General features: G+C 58.9%; 15 protein-coding genes. 5 read left to right on the top strand and 10 right to left on the bottom strand.

Going from position 1 to position 20,866, the window contains the following annotated elements; genetic code table 11:
* Together HMPREF2781_RS07080 and HMPREF2781_RS07075 are read right to left on the bottom strand one after the other, a co-directional pair.
* The gene (locus HMPREF2781_RS07080) at positions 1 to 2,085 is read right to left on the bottom strand and encodes a PTS fructose transporter subunit IIABC (RefSeq protein ID WP_070644949.1); all 2,085 of its coding nucleotides are present in this window, start codon (positions 2,083 to 2,085) and stop codon (positions 1 to 3) included.
* Positions 2,086 to 2,108: 23 nt separating this feature from the next.
* A complete protein-coding gene (locus tag HMPREF2781_RS07075) occupies positions 2,109 to 3,080 on the bottom strand; it encodes a 1-phosphofructokinase family hexose kinase (RefSeq protein ID WP_070644947.1) in 972 nt (323 codons plus the stop codon).
* Positions 3,081 to 3,318: 238 nt separating this feature from the next.
* On the opposite strand from HMPREF2781_RS07075, the gene ptsP reads away from it, so the two are divergent.
* Positions 3,319 to 5,013 carry a phosphoenolpyruvate--protein phosphotransferase gene (gene ptsP, locus HMPREF2781_RS07070; RefSeq protein ID WP_070644945.1) on the top strand — a complete coding sequence of 565 codons (1,695 nt, stop codon included), beginning with the start codon at positions 3,319 to 3,321 and terminating at the stop codon, positions 5,011 to 5,013.
* Positions 5,014 to 5,095: 82 nt separating this feature from the next.
* On the opposite strand, the gene HMPREF2781_RS07065 is transcribed toward ptsP, so the two are convergent.
* Both HMPREF2781_RS07065 and lexA read right to left on the bottom strand, forming a co-directional pair.
* Complete coding sequence (locus tag HMPREF2781_RS07065; RefSeq protein WP_070446745.1) at positions 5,096 to 5,878, bottom strand: DeoR/GlpR family DNA-binding transcription regulator; 783 nt, start codon at positions 5,876 to 5,878, stop codon at positions 5,096 to 5,098.
* Positions 5,879 to 6,245: 367 nt separating this feature from the next.
* Entirely contained in the window at positions 6,246 to 6,968 is a 723-nt protein-coding gene (gene lexA, locus HMPREF2781_RS07060; RefSeq protein WP_070644943.1) for a transcriptional repressor LexA, read from the bottom strand.
* A 750-nt stretch (positions 6,969 to 7,718) separates the two neighbouring features.
* Here lexA and nrdR point away from each other — a divergent pair.
* Positions 7,719 to 8,177 carry a transcriptional regulator NrdR gene (gene nrdR, locus HMPREF2781_RS07055; protein ID WP_010190258.1) on the top strand — a complete coding sequence of 153 codons (459 nt, stop codon included), beginning with the start codon at positions 7,719 to 7,721 and terminating at the stop codon, positions 8,175 to 8,177.
* A 25-nt stretch (positions 8,178 to 8,202) separates the two neighbouring features.
* Here the strand turns inward: nrdR and hrpA are convergent, their stop codons facing one another.
* Positions 8,203 to 12,078: an ATP-dependent RNA helicase HrpA gene (gene hrpA, locus HMPREF2781_RS07050; protein ID WP_070644941.1), complete on the bottom strand. Its 3,876-nt coding sequence runs from the start codon at positions 12,076 to 12,078 to the stop codon at positions 8,203 to 8,205.
* A 108-nt stretch (positions 12,079 to 12,186) separates the two neighbouring features.
* Here hrpA and HMPREF2781_RS07045 point away from each other — a divergent pair, with 108 nt between their 5' ends.
* Entirely contained in the window at positions 12,187 to 13,254 is a 1,068-nt protein-coding gene (locus HMPREF2781_RS07045; protein ID WP_070446748.1) for a hypothetical protein, read from the top strand.
* A 106-nt stretch (positions 13,255 to 13,360) separates the two neighbouring features.
* On the opposite strand, the gene HMPREF2781_RS07040 is transcribed toward HMPREF2781_RS07045, so the two are convergent.
* The gene (locus HMPREF2781_RS07040) at positions 13,361 to 14,320 is read right to left on the bottom strand and encodes a hydrogen peroxide-inducible genes activator (protein ID WP_070644939.1); all 960 of its coding nucleotides are present in this window, start codon (positions 14,318 to 14,320) and stop codon (positions 13,361 to 13,363) included.
* Positions 14,321 to 14,493: 173 nt separating this feature from the next.
* Here HMPREF2781_RS07040 and HMPREF2781_RS07035 point away from each other — a divergent pair, with 173 nt between their 5' ends.
* Together HMPREF2781_RS07035 and HMPREF2781_RS07030 are read left to right on the top strand one after the other, a co-directional pair.
* The gene (locus HMPREF2781_RS07035) at positions 14,494 to 15,087 is read left to right on the top strand and encodes a peroxiredoxin (protein ID WP_010190254.1); all 594 of its coding nucleotides are present in this window, start codon (positions 14,494 to 14,496) and stop codon (positions 15,085 to 15,087) included.
* A 44-nt stretch (positions 15,088 to 15,131) separates the two neighbouring features.
* Positions 15,132 to 15,665, top strand: coding sequence for an alkylhydroperoxidase, AhpD family (locus tag HMPREF2781_RS07030; protein WP_070446750.1), 534 nt, complete (start codon positions 15,132 to 15,134; stop codon positions 15,663 to 15,665).
* A gap of 128 nt (positions 15,666 to 15,793) precedes the next feature.
* Here the strand turns inward: HMPREF2781_RS07030 and HMPREF2781_RS07025 are convergent, their stop codons facing one another.
* The 4 genes from HMPREF2781_RS07025 to HMPREF2781_RS07010 form a co-directional block, all read right to left on the bottom strand.
* Positions 15,794 to 16,504, bottom strand: a complete 711-nt coding sequence (locus HMPREF2781_RS07025) for a VIT1/CCC1 transporter family protein (RefSeq protein ID WP_070527225.1) — start codon at positions 16,502 to 16,504, stop codon at positions 15,794 to 15,796.
* Positions 16,505 to 16,646: 142 nt separating this feature from the next.
* Positions 16,647 to 17,024, bottom strand: a complete 378-nt coding sequence (locus HMPREF2781_RS07020) for a hypothetical protein (RefSeq protein WP_070527229.1) — start codon at positions 17,022 to 17,024, stop codon at positions 16,647 to 16,649.
* Between the two features lie 28 nt (positions 17,025 to 17,052).
* Positions 17,053 to 18,078, bottom strand: a complete 1,026-nt coding sequence (locus HMPREF2781_RS07015; protein WP_371325764.1) for a PTS sugar transporter subunit IIC — start codon at positions 18,076 to 18,078, stop codon at positions 17,053 to 17,055.
* Between the two features lie 180 nt (positions 18,079 to 18,258).
* Positions 18,259 to 20,832, bottom strand: coding sequence for a DEAD/DEAH box helicase (locus tag HMPREF2781_RS07010; RefSeq protein WP_070644937.1), 2,574 nt, complete (start codon positions 20,830 to 20,832; stop codon positions 18,259 to 18,261).
* Positions 20,833 to 20,866 lie beyond the last annotated feature (34 nt).

The following is a 20,866-nucleotide window of genomic DNA, read 5'->3' as shown; positions in this document are numbered from 1 at the left end:
CTAGGCGGCGGCCTTGGCCTTGTCTGCCTTCGCAGCAGCCTCTTCCGCAGCCTTGTTAGGCCAGAATTGCTTCATCGCGATGACCGCAATGGCGGACACGATGACGCCGGCAAGGATAGCCACGAAGTATGCCCACGCAGGTTCGATAGCGAAGATAACAAAGATACCGCCGTGCGGGGCGCGAGATATGACGTCCAGGGACATCGACAGAGCACCTGTTACTGCGCCACCGAGCATCATCGACGGGATGACACGCAGCGGGTCGGCAGCAGCGAACGGGATAGCGCCCTCGGAGACGAAGGACAGACCCAGCAGCCAGGCGGACTTACCGTTTTCCTGCTCCGCAGGCGTGAACAGGTTCTTGCGTACGAAGGTAGCGATGGACAGTGCGATCGGCGGAACCATGCCGGAGGCCATAACGGCGGCCATGATCTTCATGGAAGCCTCATCACCCGTGGACAGGCCAGCAGTAGCGAAGAGGTAAGCAGCCTTGTTGACCGGGCCACCCAAGTCGGAGCACATCATAAGTCCCAGGATGATGCCCAGAAGGACCGCGGAGGAACCGGACATAGAGGACAGCCAGTTCTGCAGGCCTTCCATGATGGCGGCCAGCGGTGCACCGAGCAGCAGGTACATGAGCAGGCCAGTAACCATGGTGGCGAGCAGCGGGATGATGACCACAGGCATGAGGGAGCCGATCCAGCGCGGGACCTTCCACTTGCCAATCCACATCGCAACAAAGCCAGCGATAAGGCCGGTGACCAGACCACCGATGAAGCCCGCACCGAGGGTGACCGCAATGGCACCACCGGCGAAGCCCGGCGCGATGCCCGGGCGGCCCGCCAGCGCGAAGGCAATGTAGCCGGAGAGCGCCGCGACGATGAATCCCATCGATGCTTGACCGATGGCGAAGAGCACGGCGCCGATGTACAGGGCGAACCCTGCCTTCTTGAAGGTCATCATTTCGCCATCAACCATGACGTTATGGCCCGGCAGGTTGGTCAACGAGTAATCGCTGGTGATGGCCTGCCAACCGTTGGCCATGTCGTAGCCACCGAAGAGGAAGCCCAAGGCTAAGAGGAGGCCACCGGCAGCGACGAAGGGCACCATGTAAGACACACCGGTCATGATGGCCTGCTGAATGCGCTTGCCCCAGCCCAGACCTTCGCCTTCTTCTGCGGAACTAGAGGAGGCTGCGCCTGCCGTGCCTGCGACCTTGTGTGCGTTGGGGTTCTTGGACGCAGCGATAGCTTCATCGAGCATCACGCCCGGCTCGTTGATGGCGCGCTTGACGCCTGATTCAATAACGGGCTTTCCGGCGAAGCGCTCCCGGTCGCGAACACCGACATCGGTAGCGAAGATGACGGCGTCGGCAGCCGCGATGGTGTCTGCAGAAACAGCGGTGTTATTGGAGGAACCCTGGGTTTCTACGGTGAGCTCGACATCGTCGCGCTCCTCGGCGGTTTGGGTGAGGGCGTCGGCTGCCATGTATGTGTGGGCAATGCCGGTCGGGCATGCGGTCACAGCCACGATGCGGGTCTTCTGTGAATCCGCAGCCTTGCTCGCCGCAGGCGCTGCAGTCGCAGCTGCAGGTGCTGATTCGCTGGCCGTAGCCTTCTTCTTCGGTTTTTCGGCGTTAACCACGTCGAGTACCAGGGAGACGATTTCCTCCTTGGTCTGCGCGGTGCGCAGAGCCTCCAAGAAGTCCTTCTTCACCAGCGCGCGAGCCAGCTTGGAAAGGATCTTCAGGTGTGCTTTACCGCCACCTTCCGGGGCGGCGATGAGGAACACCAGGTGGGCGTCGCCATCGGGCCCGGAGAAGTCTACACCGCGCGAGAGGCGGGCGAAGGCCAAGGTGGGTTCAGACACTGCGGCGGAACGGCAGTGTGGGATGGCAACGCCACCGGGGACACCGGTGCCAGCCTTTGCTTCACGCTCGATGGCGGGGTCAGCCAGTTCCTCCACGGAGGTGGCGCGGCCGGTGTCGTGGACAAGCGTGGCCAGGTTGGTAATGACTGTCTCGATGCTGTCACCGAAGTCGGCGTCGAGCGCCACAAGATCGGTGGTGATGAGTTCTGATGACATCGGGTACGTACTCCTCAGTACTGCTAAAAGTCGGTGACGGCCTGAACCGTCGTGTGTTCGATATCTAGTTCTTCAGGGGTTGGTATCTGGGTTCCCGGGAGTGCTGCGGCAGCCGAGCCGTAGGCCACCGCTTGGCGCAGGGCTTCCGAGTAGGAGGCACCCGAGCGGCGGGCGAGGATATAGCCGGAGAGCGAAGAATCACCGGCGCCCACGGTAGAGCGCAGGGTAATCGGCGGGGGAGTAGCGGCCCACGCTTCATCGGCAGTGACCAGCACTGCGCCAGCGCCACCCAGGGTGACGAGAACCTCGGGGATGCCGCGCTTGACGACGACCCTCGCGGCCTTGACCACACCGCTAAAATCACCGTTCTCGGCGGCAGCTTCGAGGGCCTGACCATCCACGTTGGCTAGCTGGCCAAGCTCAAGACCATTCGGCTTGATGAGGTCGGGGCTGGCGGTTTCGAGGTTTTCTCCGAGAGCCACCATAGGGGCATCGGAGGTGTCGACGGCTACACGGATGCCGGGGTTGGCTTCGCGCGCGACACAGATGAGCTGCGTGTACCAATCTGTAGGAACGCCTTGGGGAAGAGAGCCCGCCATGACGATCCACTCGGCGGCAGCGCAGTGTTCAGCAACAGCCTGTGCCACGTCTTGCTGAATTGATTCATCGAGCGTGGGGCCGGGTCCGTTGAGTTTGGTCGTACGGCCATCCGGTTCGGTCAGGGTGGTATTGGTGCGCACCGCGTCATGCGCCGGCACGGCGTGCACGGGGATAGACGCGTCAGCGGCGAGGGCTAAGAAAGGGTCTGAGGCCACAGCCGGTAGAAGGGCCAGACTGTCGACGTTAGCGAGCGTTACGGCGTGCGTGACGTTGACGCCTTTACCACCGGCAACGCTGGATACAGACCCTGCGCGGTGTACAGCACCAGGCTCGAGTTCCTCGTTCAGGCGCACGGTGGCGTCGATGCTTGGGTTGGGGGTCAAGGTAAGGATCATTGTGGACAATGTCCCCTTTCGCGGAGTGCGTATATTGGGGGCAAACGCGCCTCGGCGGCTTAAACAAGAACTCCCGTGCGGATTGCCCGTGGTCAGCGTGAAAGTAATGTTGCTTAATGTTGATTATTGCCCGTTTGTGTCCGAATGTCAACGGCGTCACTGTGGTTTTCGTTGCATTTTTGACCGACTTGTGATGATCTGGATAGAGAAAAACATCGTCTCCGTAAGGAAATGTGTCATGGAAAACGCATCCCCATCCACCATTAAAGGCACCGGCGTCGTCGCCGGCGTTGCATACGCTGAGGCGGTGTGGGTTCGCCCACGCCCAGAACTGCCCACGGCTGGAGAAACCGTGGCGGAAGAGCAACGTGATGCTGAATACGATCGCTTCCTCGAAGCCGCCGACATCGTTGCCAGCAGGCTAGAACAGCGTGCCGCTGGTGCTGAAGGTCAGGCAGCAGAAGTTCTGGGCGCTACTGCTGGAATGGTCAAGGACCGAGGTTGGCACAAGGCAGTGCGCAAGGGCATTCGCAGCGGCAAGAACGCCGAATATGCAGTTGTTGGTGCCACAGACAGGTTTGTCACCATGTTTGAGGCCGCCGGCGGCGTAATGGCCGAGCGCACGACTGACCTCAAGGACGTGCGCGACCGTGTCATCGCACAACTGCGTGGTGAGCAAGAGCCGGGCCTGCCCATGGTTGAAGGGGAGGCGGTGCTGCTGGCGGATGACCTTGCACCGGCGGATACCGCAACCTTGGACACCACCCATATCAAGGCGCTTGTGACCGAGCTGGGCGGTCCCACCAGCCACACGGCAATTATCGCTCGTCAGCTCGACCTTCCGTGCATCGTGGCGGTCGGCGCTGAGCTGCGCACGATTGAGGCGGGAACCCAGATCTTCGTCGATGGCTCCGTGGGAACAGTGGCCCTTGGTGCGGATCGCGCTGCCTCGCTCAAGGCTGTAGAGGAATACCGCGAGAAGGCAGCACGAGTGGCCGAGTGGCGGGGTCCGGCCCAGACCAAGGATGGACACCGCGTGCAGTTGCTCGCCAATGTTGCCGACGGCAACGCAGCTCGCATCGCCTCTGATTCGCAGGCAGAAGGTATCGGTTTGTACCGTACAGAGCTGTCCTTCCTCTCCGCGAGCGAAGAGCCCACCGTGGAGGAGCAAGCACGCATCTACGGCAAGGTTTTCAACGCTTTCCCGGACTCCAAGGTCGTTGTTCGAACGCTCGATGCTGGTTCTGATAAGCCGATCTCCTATGCCACGTTGGACTCTGAGGAGAACCCCGCCTTGGGCGTCCGGGGCCTGCGCATCGCCCGCGATAACGAGGCACTTTTGACCCGTCAGCTCGATGCCATCGCGCAGGCCGCAGAAAAGCGTGCCGAAGGTGCCACGACGTGGGTTATGGCACCGATGGTGGCCACGGCAGTCGAGGCAAAGTGGTTCGCCGAACTCTGTCGCGAGCGTGGGCTCACGGCTGGTGCGATGATTGAGGTACCGGCTGCAGCCCTGATGGCGGATACTATCCTGCCGCACCTCGACTTCGTGTCCATCGGTACCAATGACTTGACGCAGTACACTATGGCCGCTGACCGCCTATCGCCCCAGCTGGCCTACTTGACCGATCCGTGGCAACCGGCCGTGTTGCGTTTGATCCAGCACACCTGCGTGGTCGGGCGCGATAATAATGTTCCGGTGGGCGTCTGCGGCGAAGCAGCAGCAGATCCCATGCTCGCCTGCGTGCTAACTGGCCTTGGTGTGACTTCACTGTCTGCGGCGTCGACTGCGGTCGCAGGTGTTGGCGCACAGCTTGCTGAGGTCACTCTTGAGCAATGCCAGAAGATGTCGGACGCAGCAGTAAACGCTGAGGGCCCAGCTGATGCCCGCGCCGCGGTGATTGACCTATTGGAGCAATTCCAAGCGTCCTAGATTATTGTGAATGCGCAGGAGGTGTGTGCCCCTCACCATGAAGGGGTGCACACCTCCTGAAACGATCTAGGGGCTAAAGCGCCTACTTCTCTGCAGCAATGATCACCTCAATGCCGTGCTCACGCAGCGCTTCAACGTAGGAAGCGGGCGCGCCGGCATCGGTGATAACGACATCAATTTCATCGAGGGACGCAAAGCTCACGAGGTAGTCATTGCCCAGCTTTGAAGAATCGCACAGTACGACGACGCGGTGCGCATTGGTGACGAAAGCGGACTTGATCGCAGCCTCTTGCGAGTCTGCCGTTGAGAGACCGTGATCAATGGTCAGTGCGTTGGTGCCGACAAAAGCCACGTCGGCACGCATGAGCGCCATGGTGCGAAGGGCGGTATCACCAACCACGGCCTGGGTAATTGCCCGTACTGTACCGCCAAGGAGCTGGACTTCGGATACCCCGTTGCTGGCTAGCGAAAGGGCGATCGGCAGGCTGTTGGAGACGATGCTGAACTGACCTGCCGAATAGCGCTGGCCAATGAGATCAGCAAGCGCATTCGTCGTGGTGCCGGCGTCGAGGAAGATGCTGCCGCCATCGGGAAGCTGTTCCAGTGCAGCGCGCGCAATGGCCATCTTGGCGCCCGTGGCCGAGCGTTGACGGGTATCAAGGGTTAACTCCGCGGTTTGGAAGGATTGGGAGGCAACCGCACCACCATGGACTCGGTGCACGACTCCTTCCCGGTCCAAAACCGCGAGATCGCGGCGAATCGTCTCAGCGGTAACATCGAAGCGTTCAGAAAGTTCGGTGACATTGACACGGCCTTCGACGGCGGTCAATGAGGCAATTTGTCGGCGACGCTCTTCTGCGTACATAGTTCCTCCCGGTGAAGTCTGCCTGTGGTGGTCACTGCGCCCGCCGCGGAAAGGAAACGGGGCTGGGGCGTGTGAACGAAAAGAGCAACGAATGTTGCGGCGATGCTTCTATTGTCCCACTGAATGTGAAGAAAACGGAACGAAACAAAGAAAAACTCACATTGCGATTACCGTCTTAGTGTAAAAATTCAGTTATAACCTGCACATATGCAAATGTGTGATGTCGGACGCTAAAGCGGTAGGAATCGGGCATGTACACACACAAGGGGGTAGAAAGAAACAATCCCCCGGCCCTTTACGCCCGCACCGAGTGGACTGGCACTGCGGGGTGGGTAGGGCCCTGGGGGTGGCTGCGAAGTGATGATTCCTAGAGCTTGCGGAAAACTGACACTACCTTGCCCATGATCTCAGCTTCGTCGCCCTTGATGGGGGAGTAGGCATCATTATGGGGGAGAAGCCAGACGCCGGAAGAGTCGCGGTGAAATTCCTTTACGGTAGCTTCTTCGCCGTCCAGGAGAGCGGCGACGAACTCGCCTTCCTCTGCGACGGATTGTGAGCGAATAATCACCCAATCGCCGTTGAGGATTCCGGCGTCCTGCATAGAATCGCCCACGACCTGCAGCATGTAAAGTTCGCCGCTGCCAAGGATTTCGCCCGGCATAGGGAAATAAGCGTCAACGTTTTCTTCGGCGGTAATTGGGGAACCTGCGGCAATGCGGCCGACAACAGGGATATAGTTCGGCGTCGCTGCGTCCTCAGGGATATCGGGGGTGGAAAGATCCGGAGACTTGTTTGCCTGGCTTGTCTTGCGGCCGGGCTTCTTCGAGTCTTCGGCACCGGGGAAGTGGCGGACATCAACGGCGCGCGGCTTGTTTGGATCGCGGCGCAGGAAGCCCTTCTCCTCAAGCTGCTTCAGCTGGTAGGCCACGGATGATGTGGACTGTAGGCCGGTGGCATCACCGATCTCACGAATGCTTGGCGGGTATCCGCGGAGCATTACGGCATCATGGATAACCTCCAGGATGCGGCGCTGGCGGGCGGACAGGGTGTCGAGGGAAGGGTGGTCGCTTCGCTTGGATTTGCGGGCCATTCTTTCTCCTAAAACTATTGCGATGTGCACATTCGTGGTTGAGGCTTTGGCGTGCCAGGCATGTATGGGACTGCCGGTGGTGCTTCCGCTTTCCTTTTTAGCACGACAGGAAAAAATGTTCGACTGGCGTCGCCGAATTGTGGACAAATTTTCGAGACGGTGCTATAAATCGAACATACACGCTAAATCGAACGGTTGGTCGATGGTGATGTTCGAAAGTGTCTGCCTGGATTCTTATACTTCGGATATTGCGTCGATGGAGAAGGAAGAACTAGAAAGGAGCCGTCATGGCTATCGCTCTCAATAATGCCTCTGTACTGCGTAGGGATGTTCGTCGGAAGCCTCGCAACACGGCAGTGCTGGTCCCTCCGGCGGCAATTTGGGATCCTGTGCAGCGCCAGGTGCGAACCCATGAATTATCACCTACTTCTTCTCGTGGCTCGTCTGTTGTTCGAACGCTCTCTTCGGAGGGTAGAACACAGGGGCGCACGATCAGCTCGGCACCATCCTGTGTTTCTTCCCCGCGGAGTGTGTCGCGGAGCCGGCGTGGAGGGTCGAACGTAGGTAACTATGTTTTGGGCGCGGTCTTTGGCGCTGCAGTCTTTATTGGAACAGTGTGGGGTGGCCTCAGCATCGATAGTGAGGTTCCTAGTAACAATGGTGCTTCAGCTACCGCGGAGGCAACTTCGCGCTAGAATTCCTTGGGCCGGGGAAGCAAGGCGCATCGGCGGAGAGGAAGGTTACGACACTATGTATTGCCCGTTTTGTCACAATGAACAGTCACGAGTCATCGATTCGCGCGTGATTGATAGTGGAACCTCAATCCGGCGGCGTCGCGAATGCGCCGCATGTAAAGGCCGTTTTACCACGATCGAAAAGGCGGTCCTGTCGGTAGTCAAGCGCAATGGCTTAGCGGAGCCCTTCAGCCGCGACAAGCTGATTCGCGGCGTCAAACGCGCGTGCCAAGGGCGTGATGTAAGTGATGATGCTCTGAAGAAGCTTGCACAAGAAGTCGAGGAGACCGTGCGCAGTCATGGGTCTTCCCAAGTCAATGCCAACGACATCGGCCTTGCCATCTTGGAGCCTCTCCGCGATCTCGATGAGGTCGCCTACCTGCGCTTCGCCTCCGTATACAAGTCTTTCGAAAGCGCAGACGACTTCGAATCGGAAATCCGCCTGATGCGTCGGCGTGACCGCGATAGCTTCTAGCGCAATTTATCCGCGGCCTTAGCTTCTAGCGCAATTTATCCGCGGCCTTTTGGATTCTCCGAACAGACACCGCATGAGCGGTTCCTAGGCGTTGCGCGAAGAGCGATACGCGCAACTCCTCGATCATCCACAAGATCTCCTTAACTTCACGCGTCTTCTCGCGGCCTGCAGGCAAGGAGCGCAAACGATTATTCAGGTAGGCCTTGGCCTCGTCGACATCTGCCTGGCGGTCAGCGTCACGATCTGGATCCAGGTTCATATCATCAAGCCTGATACGTGCAGCCTGGATATAGCGCGGTAGGTGGCGCAAGTGCTGGATTCCATGCACGGTGATGGCGTGCGGTGGCAATAGGAAGTCGAGCTGAGCGCGAATATCATCGATTGCCGGCCCCTCCCAGTGCTTCAGCTCTGCGTTGAGGTTGGAGTACTCTGCCAACCCTGGGGCAATGGCCACCACCGCCTGACGCACACGCCCCGGGACCTCAGGCTTTACGGCGTTCAGCAAGGCGGTAAATTCCTCAGGAGTTCTTACGGGCCCTCCCTTGTCCATCATGATGTCGCGCACTGCGGCTACTCGTGCATCGTTGACCAACCCTTCGGCTCCGCCGTGTGGGTAGGAGTCGACAGCTACCCGCTGCTGTAGCGGTAAGCCCTTGACCATCTGTTGTGCACTCACGGAGATTTCCCGAAGCAACAAGGTGAGGGTGGCGGTGATCATGGAGGCGTCGGCAGCCGCTTTTGTCGGGTGCACCTTGAGAGCGACGCCTTCCTTCGTTGCTACGAGTGCTGGATAGGCGGTGACCTCGTGCCCATCAACGACAGTGGTTACCTCTTCATCGATAGCGCCCAGAGTGTCCTTTGACCATTCCTTGACGGCGGTGGATTCAGCTGCCCGGCCAACACGCGAGACGGAGGACGAGATATGCCCGGCTTGGCGTTGCACGAGCGCCTTCAAGTCCCGATCGGAATCGATGACCTTTCCTCGTTTGTCCACTGCCGCGTAGTTCATGCGCAGGTGCGGAGGGAGCTGGTCGGGGCGGAAATCCCCTGCGTTGATGCCTTGGCCGCCCATTTCTTGCAGAACAGCAGCGAGTTGCTCAGTGAGTGCGCCTTCATAGGGCACAAGCTTGGGCAGCGCTCGTTCAGCGAATTCGGGTGCTGGAACCACAGTGCGCCGAAGAGCCTTCGGGAGTGAGCGAATCAGCTCCGTTACCAGCTCTAGCCGCAGGCCGGGTACGAGCCAGTCGAAGCCCTCGGAGTCCAATCCCGCAAGGAGGGGGACAGGGACCATGAGCGTGACACCATCGAGGGGGTCACCGGGTTCAAATTTATAAGAGAGGTCGTAGTCGATGCTTCCCTTCAGCCATCGGTCGGGGAAAGCCTCTTCAGTAACAGCGTGGTCCTCTTCGAGGAGTGCTTCCGGGTCGAAGTCCAAAGAGTGCTTGTTCTTCTGTTTCTTCCACCAAGAATCGAAGTGACGGGCAGTGGTGACAGACTCGGGGATCCGCTGGTCATAGAAGTCGAAGAGCGTGTCTTCATCCACCACGAGGCCGCGCCGACGGGCCTTCTCCTCATACTCGGAGGCCTCGGCAAGCTTGCGCTTGTTGTCGTGGAAGAAGTGATGGTGGGTGGTCCATTCGCCGTCGACAAGCGCATTGCGAATGAACATATCGCGTGCCGCCGCAGGATCGACGCGGTGGTAGGGCACCGACCGGTCTGCGACCACGGTGACGCCGTACAACGTCGAGCGTTGGGTAACGACCGCTGAGCCACGCTTCCGTGACCATGTTGGATCGGAATAGTTGTGTTTCAACAGATCCTTCGCCAGTTTTTCCACCCAGGCCGCGTCGATGGCGGCAACATCGCGTGCCCACAGTCGCGAGGTTTCCACCAGCTCGGCTGCCATGAGGAACTCCGGTGGCTTCTTTGCGAGCGCTGATCCCGGGAAAACAAGGAAGCGGGTATTGCGCGCGCCAATGAACTCCTTGGAGTTACCGTCACGTGCGCCGATGTTGGACAGCAGGCCAGAGAGCAACGACATGTGGATGTCATCGGGGCGCCGTTCGGTGCCCTCTTGAGCGTTCCACCCGAGCTGCTTGGTGACGTCCCGCAGCTGCCGCACCAGGTCGAACCACTCGCGGATGCGCATATAGTGCAGGAAATCGGCCTTCATCCGTTTGCGGAAAGCATTGCCGCTCATCTCCTCGCGAGCTTCTTGGACAAAGTCCCACAGGTTGAGCATTGCCATAAAGTCTGAAGACTTGTCTTTAAAACGAGCATGGGCTTGGTCAGCCTGCGCTTGCTTGTCGGTAGGCCGCTCGCGCACATCCTGGATTGTCATCGCGGCGACAATGACCATGACGTCGTGGAGGCATCCGGAGGTGTTGGCTTCAACGAGCATGCGGGCCATGCGCGGATCCACGGGAATGCGGGCAAGATTGCGTCCAATTCGGGTCAGTACCGGCAGCCCATCTTTTTCTTTGCCCTCGAGTGCGCCCAATTCGTGGAGGAGGAGCAGACCATCGCGCACGGCCTTCGGTTCGGGGGATTGAACGAAGGGGAAGTCGGCGATATCACCGAGGCGCAACGAGATCATTTGCAGGATGACGCTGGCCAGGTTGGTGCGCAGGATTTCGGGGTCGGTGAATTCTGGCCGGGAGAGGAAGTCCTGTTCACTGTAGAGGCGGATGGCAATGCCATCGGCAACGCGACCACATCGGCCTGAGCGCTGGTTAGCGCTTGCTTGGGAGATCGGCTCAATGGGCAGTCTTTGCACCTTGGTGCGAGTGGAATAGCGCGAGATGCGCGCGGTGCCCGTGTCGACGACATAGCGAATGCCAGGCACCGTCAATGAGGTCTCAGCGATGTTGGTAGAGAGCACGATTCGGCGGCCGCGGTGCGAGCGGAAGACGCGATGTTGTTCCTGGTTGGACAGTCGTCCGAAGAGCGGAGTGACCTCCACGTTGCGCCAATGGCGCCCTTCGATGGCTTCCATGGCGTCGCGGATATCGCGCTCGCCCGGGAAGAAGCACAGAATGTCTCCTTCGCCTTCGACCATGAGTTCTTCGATGGCTTCGCAGAGGGCGTCCAAGGGATCGAGGTCGATGGTCTTGCCACCTGATTCGACCTCGAGCGGGCGGTAGCGGATCTCCACGGGATAGGTACGCCCCGATACCTCGATGATCGGCGCTGGTTCACCGTGAGCGTCAGCGAAGTGCTTGGCGAAGCGTTCCGGATCAATGGTGGCGGAGGTGATGATCACCTTTAGGTCGGGGCGCTTGGGCAGCAGCCTTTTGAGGTACCCGAGAAGGAAGTCAATGTTGAGCGAACGCTCGTGCGCCTCATCGATGATGATCGTGTCATAGGCGTTGAGGAAGCGGTCACGCTGCATTTCTGCCAGCAAGATGCCGTCCGTCATGAGTTTTACAGCGGTGGTGGAGGAGACTCGGTCATCGAAGCGGATGGCATAGCCGACTGAGTCCCCGATGGATTGGTCAAGCTCTTCTGCAATGCGCTCAGCAACCGTGCGCGCTGCCAAACGTCGTGGCTGAGTATGCCCAATGAGCCCTCGACGCCCGCGGCCGAGCTCCAAACAGATTTTGGGAATCTGGGTGGTCTTTCCCGAACCAGTCTCACCGGCGATGATGACTACCTGATTATTCTCGATAGCTTCAGCTATATCATCGCGGCGCCCAGTGACGGGAAGCTGTTCGGGGTAGGTAATGGGTGGTACATGCGCATCGATGGTGCGCACCTTGTCTTGGGCGGCTGCGATATCAGCTCCAATGGCATTCAGGGCCTTGGGGGAGCGGGCCTTGCGCAGGCGACGGCGGAAAGCGCGCTCATCACTCAAGGAAACCGAAGTGAGAGCGCCGTAAAGGTCTTCGCGAGTAGCAGTCATAATCGACCTAAAAGTCTACTCGGAAGGCTATTCGCTCACAGGTCGAGGTGGAGATATTGGTACCCTCGTGTTTATTGCGTGAACACTAATCAATGAAGGGTATGAATTATGACTAATCCTTTTGAATCGAATCCGGAGGATAACGGCTCCAACCGGGGCTTTGGCAGCAACCCGGCTCATAACTCCGGCGACTCCTCCGGAAACAACGGCGGACTTCCCAAATACGAGCCTACTTCTCACCCAGAAGATCAGGCTGGCTTCGGCCAGTCCAGCAGCTACGGCAATTATGGCGGCGGCGCCTACGGCTCCCAGTCCTATGGTGGGTACGAGGCTGGCCAGCCAGGCTACGCTGGTGCGGGCTATGGAAGCGACTCCAGCTACGAAGGCCCAGGCCCAGGCGCCGGCCCGGCCTACACCGGTCCGGTCAGCGCTATCGAAGCTATCAAGTGGGGTTTCAAAGCCGCGCTCAGTAACGCACTTTTGTGGGTGCTGGGCGCCGTCGTCGTGTTTGCTATTCAGTTTGTTCCACAAATTGGAATCAGCGTTGGTGCGCAGAACGCCGATGGGGCGGAGACCTCCATTATGTTGGACCTCTTCTCCTTCGCGGTGTCCATCCTGTCCTTTGTCATTGCTCTGGTTGTTTATCGTTTGGCCTACCGTGAAATCGACAAGCCGAGCCCCACATGGGGCACCCTGTTCCAGGGTGTTCGCTGGGTACCGCCGCTCGTGGTGAACATCGTCTTGGGCATTCTTGGTGCGATTGTCTTGGTGATTGTCATCGTCGGCCTGCTTATGGTGGGCCTCGGTGGTGTGGCAGGTGTGGACCTCCAGAACCCAGAGCAGCTCAGTGAAAATGATATTTTTGCACTCGTTGGCTCTATCTTCGGCGGAGTCATCATCGTCATGCTGATTGCGCTGTTCATTCAGCCCTTCTTCACTCTCATGCCGTGGTTGGCAGCCGATAGCTCCTCCGTTGGTGAGGCTTTCTCCCAGGGTCTGAAGCTGGGCAAGGAAAACTACGGTCACATCTTGCTGTTCATTGTCCTGTCCGGTCTGATGGCTTTCGCCTCCCTCATCACCCTGGGCTTGGCACTGATCATCATCGCGCCGGCACTGCAGCTGGCAACCGCACACCTGTGCCGCCAGTGCCAGGGTCGCTATGCTCCTGCAGCCTAAGGCTTAAGCTGTCGAATCGATATGCAACGCCGCCCCTGACTTCATGAGGTGAGTTAGGGGCGGCGTTGTCGTCTTCTTTAGCTCTGATGCTGGAGCTGGGGAACAGTTAGGAGGCCGTGAAAAGTGTCCGGGAACGCTCCGCGGCGTCGTGGAAGGCAGCGGTGACCAAGGTCCCGAAAGCGCTGAACTCATCGGCACGGGCAGCGGAAGAGCGGAAGACAAGCCCCACGTGCCGCTCCGCCGTGACAGAAGGGGCAAAGTGTGCGACGGAGAGCCGCGGATTCTGGCATTCCGTTGCCAGGGCGGACTCGGGGACGAGAGTGGCGCCGAGGTTTCCCATGACCAGCTGCAAGATAGTAGTCAGCGATGAGGCTCGAGTGACGGCATTGGTGGCTTCGGAGGGATTGACCTTCGCGCGGCGGCACAGGTCGAGGACTTGGTCGCGGAGACAGTGGCCGTCGTCAAGCAGGAGCAGATCAAGGTGCCCTAGATCCTCGAGCGTGAGATCCTTTCGACCCGCAAGTGGGTGCTCTGCCGGGGTGACTGCGGTGAAGGCCTCGCTGTAGAGAGGAATCTCCACCATTCCGGGGGCTTCGGTGGGCAGAGCAACAATGGCCAGGTCCAGGTTGCCCTCGCGCAGCTTGTCCAGCAGGTGCTGGGTCTGTTCCTCGACGAAGCGGGGTTCTAAATCGGGATAGGTCTCGCTGATGGACTGCAGTATCCCCGGCAAAATATAGGGCGCGATGGTGGGGATGATGCCGATAGTGAGGGGGCCGGTAAGCGTGCCGCTAGCGCCGCGCGCTTGGCTGAGGAAAGCATCGGAAGCTTCGAGTGCTGCCTTGGCATAAGGCAGTAGCGCTTCACCTGTGGACGTCACGATGACCTTGCGGGTCGAGCGTTCGATCAGCTGTACTCCCAAACCTTGCTCGAGTGCGACGAGGGCCTGGGAGAGCGAAGGTTGGGAGATATCGAGTTTGGCGGCTGCGGTTCCAAAGTGCTTGTTTTCCGCAATCGTGACGAAGGTGCGCAACTGGGCGAGGGTTGGGCGATACTCCTTATTGTTCATGCCTATAACTCTAACATCTCTAATTCGTGGAGCCTATTGACGTGCCAAGCCTTCCGTGGCATACTTAACAAGCGAGCGACTGCGTACCAGCCAAAAGGCAAAGTGGTGTGCGGTCGTAGAGATTTGCATCACTTTTGTGCATTGTTGTGACTATTGAAGGAGATGAGTCTTCTATGCCTATCTTGACCGTTGGTGAGAAGTTCCCGGAGTTCGAGCTGACCGCGCTGAAGGGTGGCGACCTCCACGACGTCAACGCTAACCAGCCGGAGGACTACTTCGAGCAGGTATCTCTGGACAAGTACCAGGGAATGTGGAAGGTCGTGTTCTTCTACCCGAAGGACTTCACCTTCGTCTGCCCGACTGAAATTGCGGCCTTTGGCAAGCTGAACGAGGAATTCCTGGACCGCGATACCCAGGTTCTTGGCGGCTCCACCGATAACGAGTTCGCGCACTTCAACTGGCGTGCAACCCATCCGGAGCTGAAGGAAGTTCCGTTCCCGATGTTCTCTGATATTCGCCACGACCTGATCCGTGCCCTCGGTGTGGAAAACGCCGACGGTGTTGCTGACCGCGCTACCTTCATCATCGACCCGGACGGTGTTATCCAGTTCGTGTCCGTGACTCCGGATGCTGTCGGCCGCAACGTAGATGAAGTTCTGCGCGTGCTGGACGCCCTGCAGTCTGAAGAGGTCTGTGCCTGCAACTGGGAGGCTAATGACCCGACCAAGAACATCGACAAGCTCGAGGTTGTTAAGTCCGCTCTGTAAAACAGCACTAAGCACAACCGCCCAACCTTAAAGGAGTTAGATCAGTGTCCATCGAAAATCTGAAGTCCGCGCTTCCGGCATATGCCAAGGATCAGAAGCTCAACATTGGTTCCCTTACGCGTAGCACCGAGCTGAATGAGGAGCAGCTGTGGGGCAGCTTGGTTGCTGCCGCCGCTGCGACCCGCAATGACCTGGTGCTGTCGGAGATTCTTGAGGAAGCTCGCGAGCACCTCAGCGAGGAGGCAATTGACGCAGCTCTCGGCTCCGCCACGGTGATGGCTATGAACAACGTGGCCTACCGCGCAAAGAGCTGGTTGGGTGATGATTTTGCCCAGGTCAAGTTTGGTCTGCGCATGAATATCATTGCTAAGCCTGGCGTAGACAAGGCTACGTTCGAGCTGTGGAGCACCGTCGTCTCCGCCATCAACGGCTGCGAGCACTGCCTGTCCGCACACGCTAATACTCTCCTCGAGGAAGGCGTGACCAAGGAGCAGATTTGGGAAGGCATCAAGGTCGCTGGTGTGGTTGAGGCCGTTGCACAAGCGCTCCAGGCCGAAGCCGTACGCTCCGCTGAGTAAATGACTCAGTGCGCTTTCCCAAGCGCAGTTAAGCAGTCCCACTCACCGCTCGCACTGCGGTGAGTGGGACTTTGTGCATTGTCGGCTTGGGCCCGGACCTGGGGCAGAGGAAAGTGTCCTAGCATGGGCTAGCCGATGACCCCGCCGAAGGCTACGCCGATGCCATAGGTGATGGCTAAGCCGAGCGCACCACCGATAACCAGGCGGCAGACGGAGCGCGCGGCATCCGTGTCAGCGAGGCGTGCCGAAACGTAGCCCGTGATTGCCAGGGCGATCAGGGTAACAATGGCGACTGTTGCTGCAGCCATGCTCATGGGTGCGAGGAAGATTGATAACAGGGGGAGTGCGGCGCCGGCAAGGAAGGATACGGCCGACCACAACGCGGCGTGCCAAGGATTTGTCAGGTCTTCGCCATCAATGCCCATCTCCAGTCGAAGGTGTGCCTCGAGAAGTCTATCTTCGGCAGCGATCTCGCGGGCGGCAGTATCCGCGGTTTCGGTATGCATGCCGTAGCTGGCGAGCATAGAAACGAGCTCGGCATGCTCTTGCTCGGGGAGATCTGCCAGCTCGCGGGTCTCCTTGTCTATCATCATGCGCTCGGAGTCGCGTTGTGCCGAAACAGAGACATATTCTCCGAGTGCCATGGAGGCAGCGCCCGACACCGTTGCGGCTAGGCCGGCGGTGAGGATGGCGCTTGCCGACGCCCCAGAACCAACGACGCCAAGTAGAAGTGCCGCGACGGAGACGATGCCGTCGTTAGCCCCAAGTACACCTGCGCGAAGAGAGTTCAGACGAGCGTTGTGTGAGGCTCCGTGGGGTTCGCTGATATGTTGTGGCATTGCCAGCTCCTTGGATACCAGAATATGCGTGGCTCTCTAGTGCTTTCGCAGTTGTCTAGAGAACTTCTTATGTTCCAGTATCGCCGCTGGTCAGGGCCTTGTAAAGCGTGTGTAGGCTTAGCTGAATGCAGAGAGTGAAGGCTTAGATTATAGTGCCGGTCCATTCACCGCATGCCGCACCGTCCACGGAAAGAGCCATGGTAAACACTTCTTCCGAGAGGTTGAAATGAGCGGTGGGGAGGGTAACAGTCAACTCTTCCGGGGTGTACTCGTAGGGGTAATCAACCCGACGGTGGGCGTCCCTGGTGTCCTCGCCGAAGGAAGAGATTTCCATCGACGTGAGCTGCTCTTGTTCGAAGTGAGCGGTGAGCTCCAGATCGAGGGTGTGCAGGGTGAACACGACGTCACGGTGGTGGGGCATTCCTCCAAGGAGCCAATGCACGGTGACGGCGTCTTCGTGCGTCTCAAAATGAACGCCTGCGAGGCGGATGCCGGTGGGCGGGGTGTTCTGTTCGTTCATAGCGGTCCCCACTGTACTCCCCGGATACCTACTTAAAGTCGAGAGAAAAGTACTCAGCCCTAGTCAGGTGCAGAACCTTTTCAAAGAGCCAGCAAAAGAGCAGCGCAAGGGCGAGGGGAAGGATGACATAAACGAAGGTAATAATCATCACGTTGCTGGCGCTCCAACCCCAGCCTTCGTAATTGAGGGCTGCCAGTGGGCCCATGAGGCCGGAGATGCCAAAGCCAGCAGAGATAGGGGTGCCGGAGATTCCTAAAGCGCCACCGACGCCGCCCAGCACGGCAGCGGAGCATATCACGGGCAGGAAGGTGACTGGCTTGGATAGCATGTTGGCCATTTGCACCTTCGGGGAACCCAAAACATGCAGGATAGAGGTGGCGAAGCCGTTGACGCGCCAGCCGGCAACGAGGAGTGTGAACCCAGCGGCGACGGCGCCCAGGTTCGCGGTACCGGAGGCGATGCCGTCAATGAAGATGGCAGTGGCAATGCCGACTGTGGAGACTGGAGAGACAATCATGATGGCGAAAAGGACGGCGAGGACAACACCCATGAGAACCGGCTGCAAGGTAGTTGCCCCATTGACCAAGTTGCCCAGCCAAAGAGTGAAGACCTTGACGATGGGGAAGGTGACAGCCCAACCGATGGTGCCCGCCACCAGCGTCACGATGGTGGATAGCAACAAAATAGAGTAATTCTTCAGCCTGTCGCCGATAAAGAGCAATAATCCCACTGCTATGGCTGCTGTAAGGCCTGAGTTGATAACAAGACCGGTGCCTTTGAGGAAGAAACCGCCTTCGGGATTAACAGTGGCCACGCCTGAGCCGCAGAAGGAAGCAATGCCGACCGCAGCAGTCTGGATGGGGGTCATCTTGAATTCGATGCCCACGAGGACACCAATCATTACCGGCAAGAGGCTTGCGGCTAAGCCCGTCAGTGCAATGACGGTGGCTGCGCCGGACCACAAAGGGAGTAGCGCCTTGGCTAATTCACCGAGCAGTGCTTGTGGGACGAGCGACACAACGACGGCGATGGAGATGCCGTTGAGGACCTTCATGGTGAAGGAGCCGGGGGTGAGGCGCTCGGCCGCAGGCGCTGCGCTGGCGTGAGGGATAGGGGAAAGCTTGCGTTCGTCTATCTGCTGTGGCGTACTCATCCCCCAATCATACGCATAATATGCGGTGTGTAGAAAATATTAATTCAGAAAGGGGGTATTAATAGTCCCTGCTTATGCGCCCTAGTACTCCACGCGCAGCTCGGATAGCCGTACCTCCCCGGCTTCATCGGAGGCATCGAGATCTACGGTGCCAACGAGCTGATAGGAATTATCACCCTCTGGGTCCTTAAGGATCTGACGCACGGTCCACGACCGCGAGCCGCCAACGCCACGAGCGCCCGAACCTGCGTCGCCCTTGTCCAGGAGGAAGTATTCCTGGCCTCTAGCCGCTGGCCCAGTGTCAATGTCATCGTAGTCATCGAAGTAGTCATCGAGGGCACGGCTAAAGTCAGGAATCTCCTCCAAGTAGTCCAACAGGTCTGCCAAGCGCTCTTCCTTCTCCAACGCAAAGAGTTGGGCAAGGCGGAAGAAGTAGTTGCGCACCATGATGCTGAAAGCCCGCTGATTCGCGGTCAAGGCGGTGGGATCCTCGACTCCGAAGGCCAACTCGCGGTCCAAATCTTCCTGGGAAATGGGGGAGTCCTCGCCAGCCATCTCAGCCCACTCGTCGACAAGCGAAGAATCGACTTGGCGGATAAGCTCCCCGAGCCAGACGATAATGTCCTCGAGTTCCTCTGTGAGGAACTCCGCAGGGATAGACTGCTTGAGCGTGCGCCAGGCATCGGTCAGGTAGCGCAAAATGACGCCTTCCGAGCGGGCCAGACCGTAGGTGGCGACGAGATCGGAAAAAGTCATGGCGCTCTCCAGCATGTCGCGCACTACAGACTTAGGCCGCAGCTCGAACTCCTTCGCCCATGGGTTGGTCTGGCAGAAGGTCTCATAGGACTGTTCGAGGAGCTCTTCCAGAGGCTTTGGCCACGTGATGTCTTCCACGATGGCCATGCGCTCGGTATAGTCCACGCCCTCGGCCTTGAGCGCCGCGATTTCCTCACCGCGCCGCTGCTTCTGTTGGGCAATGAGTACCTGGCGAGGATCATCCAGCACCGATTCAAAGACAGAGATGACGTCGAGTGCATAAGTATCCGATTCTGGATCTAATAAGGTGAGCGCTGCCAGCGCGAAGGGTCCTAAAGGCTGGTTGAGGGCGAAATCGCGCGGCATCTCTCGCACGACGTGGTAGGGACGGCCGTAGATATCGAGCCCCTTCGTAGACTTTTGCACTACGCCCGAATTGAGAAGTCCCCGGAACAGACTCAATGCCGTCAGGATGTCCTCGTTCTGGCGGGCACGCGTGTTGTGGCTGGTGCGCAGCAGGTGCTTGAGATGCTCGTAGCCGTTGCCGTGCCGGGCGAGCACGTTGAGCAACATGGAATTGGACACTCGGAATTGGGACGTTAGTTGCTCCGGTTCGGCGTCGATAAGCCGTGCGTAAGTCTGTTCCGACCACGACACTTCACCGTCGCGCGCAGACTTCTTTTTCAGCTTCTTGAGCCTTGCTGGGTCATCGCCCACACGGCGCCGCGCCTTGGCGTTCTCAATCTCATACTCCGGCGCCTGCACGACGACGGTGCCTTCCGTGTCATAACCGGCGCGGCCAGCGCGGCCGGCAATCTGGTGAAACTCGCGAGACTTCAGAATGCGCTGGCGGGTTCCATCATATTTGGCAAGGCCGGTCATCAGGACTGTGCGAATGGGGACGTTGATGCCCACGCCCAAAGTATCGGTGCCGCAAATAATCTTGAGAAGGCCCTTCTGGGCCAGGCGCTCAACCAAGCGCCGATATTTCGGCAACATACCAGCGTGGTGCACACCGATTCCCTTACGCAGAAGCTTAGAGAGGTCTTTGCCAAACGTCGTGGTGAAGCGGAAGCCCGCGAGCTCAGCTGCAATGGCCTCCTTCTCCTCCGGGGTGATGATCTTCGACAGGGAAGTCAACGCCTGCGCGCGCTCTGAGGCCTCGCGCTGGGAGAAGTGGACGACATAGACAGGGGCCTTGCCATCGGCGAGCAATTCTTCGATGGTTTCGTGGACCGCGGAAAAGACATAAGAGAAGTCGAGGGGCACTGGGCGAGTTGTTCCCGCTACCAGAGTCGTCGTACGGCCGGTACGCTCCGTCAAATCCTTCTCCAGCCAGGCGGTATCGCCCAAGGTGGCGGACATGAGCAAGAATTGGGCCTTCGGTAGCTCCAACAGCGGAACCTGCCAGGCCCAGCCGCGATCAGGCTCGGAGTAGTAATGGAACTCATCCATGATTACCTGATCAATGGCGGCTTCCGCGCCATCACGCAGCGCAATATTGGCCACAATCTCAGCCGTCGCGGCGATGATGGGAGCGGAGCCGTTGACCGTGGCATCACCGGTCATCATGCCGACGTTCTCGGGGCCGAAAATCTCGCAGAGCGCGAAGAATTTTTCGCTCACCAAGGCCTTGATGGGTGCGGTGTAGAAGCTGCGCTGGCCGCGCGCCAAAGCAATGAAGTGGGCGGCGTTGGCCACCATGGATTTGCCGGAACCAGTGGGAGTTGCCAGGATGACGTTATCCCCGGCAAGAATGCCGAGGGAGGCTTCTTCCTGCGCTGGGTAAAGCGAAATACCACGGCCAGAAGTCCAGGACAAAAATGTGTCCCAGATGGCCTCATCAACCATCGACTCGGGGACTTCGGCGAGATCGGGCAACATCTGAGAAAGGTTCACCCGTCCCACCTTAGGCGAAAAGCACCGCGGACTA

This window comes from Corynebacterium sp. HMSC062A03 (genome assembly GCF_001811145.1).
Classification (GTDB): domain Bacteria; phylum Actinomycetota; class Actinomycetes; order Mycobacteriales; family Mycobacteriaceae; genus Corynebacterium; species Corynebacterium aurimucosum.
Note: the sequence above shows the minus strand (reverse complement) of the source record. Positions and strands in the feature narration are given on the sequence as shown.